Source organism: Symbiopectobacterium sp. (assembly GCF_051710365.1).
Classification (GTDB): domain Bacteria; phylum Pseudomonadota; class Gammaproteobacteria; order Enterobacterales; family Enterobacteriaceae; genus Symbiopectobacterium.
Map to the genome: position 1 here is coordinate 1 of NZ_JBPETA010000398.1, position 782 is coordinate 782.

Consider the following 782-nt stretch of genomic DNA (forward strand, 5'->3'; position numbering starts at 1 on the left):
GTCTCGTTTTCGTTGAATGCAAAGCACCAGGCAAAGCGCCACGCGCCGACCAGCAGCGCGAACACGCCCGGCTCAGGGCGCTAGGATTTACCGTGGTGGTACTGGACAGCAAAAATATGGAGGGTATTCAATGAAACTGGATAACGCACGGGTGCTGACCTTCAGGCACCCCAATATGTGCGAGGTTGTCGCCATCACCAACGGCGGTGAGAGTATCGATGATGCCCGCTATCTGGTCAGCCTAGGCAGACAGCCTAACGAGGACTGGGAAACGCAGACGCTCAGGGCGGTGATTGGGTATATGGCGGAAGACAACAGGCGGCTGCGCAAATAGGTTAGCCGCCTGACGCAGGAGGGGGGTTACTGAAAATCGAGGGTCGAGCGGGATTCGAACCCGCGTCCTTACGGTTTGATAACACGTACGTTCTTCCACACTGAGCTACCGACCCAAGGTGGCAGAATTGATTAAAGGGCCGTAACGAGAAAAGCTTTCACAACCAGAGAGAGAATACCCAAAATTCCAGCGCTCAGCATCCAGCGCATTAACTTCTGCTCGGAGCGAATACCCGCCATTTCAAGCTGTAAATCCTTGCGGACTAATTGCATATCCTTACGCACATCGGCTATCTGCGCGTCAGTCTTCTCGAAGCGGGCTTGCATCTGAGCTTCGTTCTTCTCGAAGCGAGCGTCAATATCCTTGCGCACATCGGCTATCTGCGCATCGGTCTTTTCAAAGCGGGCTTGCATCTCTTTGCGCACGTCTTCAAGGTCACGCTTGGTAG

1 protein-coding gene, 1 tRNA gene and 2 pseudogenes are annotated in these 782 nt (G+C 54.2%); 2 read left to right on the forward strand and 2 right to left on the reverse strand.

Annotated features, from left to right (window positions below; genetic code table 11):
* Both ACTBDZ_RS18270 and ACTBDZ_RS18275 read left to right on the forward strand, forming a co-directional pair.
* Positions 1-134: pseudogene (locus ACTBDZ_RS18270) on the forward strand (VRR-NUC domain-containing protein); the annotation flags it as partial.
* Positions 131-334 (forward strand): hypothetical protein, encoded by a 204-nt coding sequence (locus ACTBDZ_RS18275; protein ID WP_438816329.1) that lies wholly within the window; start codon positions 131-133, stop codon positions 332-334. The pseudogene ACTBDZ_RS18270 and the gene ACTBDZ_RS18275, both read left to right, overlap by 4 nt.
* Before the next feature lie 39 nt (positions 335-373).
* Here ACTBDZ_RS18275 and ACTBDZ_RS18280 read toward each other — a convergent pair.
* Both ACTBDZ_RS18280 and ACTBDZ_RS18285 read right to left on the reverse strand, forming a co-directional pair.
* A tRNA-OTHER gene (locus ACTBDZ_RS18280) sits at positions 374-449 on the reverse strand.
* 16 nt (positions 450-465) lie between these two features.
* A pseudogene (locus ACTBDZ_RS18285) lies at positions 466-782 on the reverse strand (hypothetical protein); the annotation flags it as partial.

Excerpts from the sequence above, each read along its gene's own strand:
- ACTBDZ_RS18275 (WP_438816329.1), top strand. The coding sequence starts at position 131 with ATGAAACTGGATAACGCACGGGTGCTGACCTTCAGGCACCCCAATATG.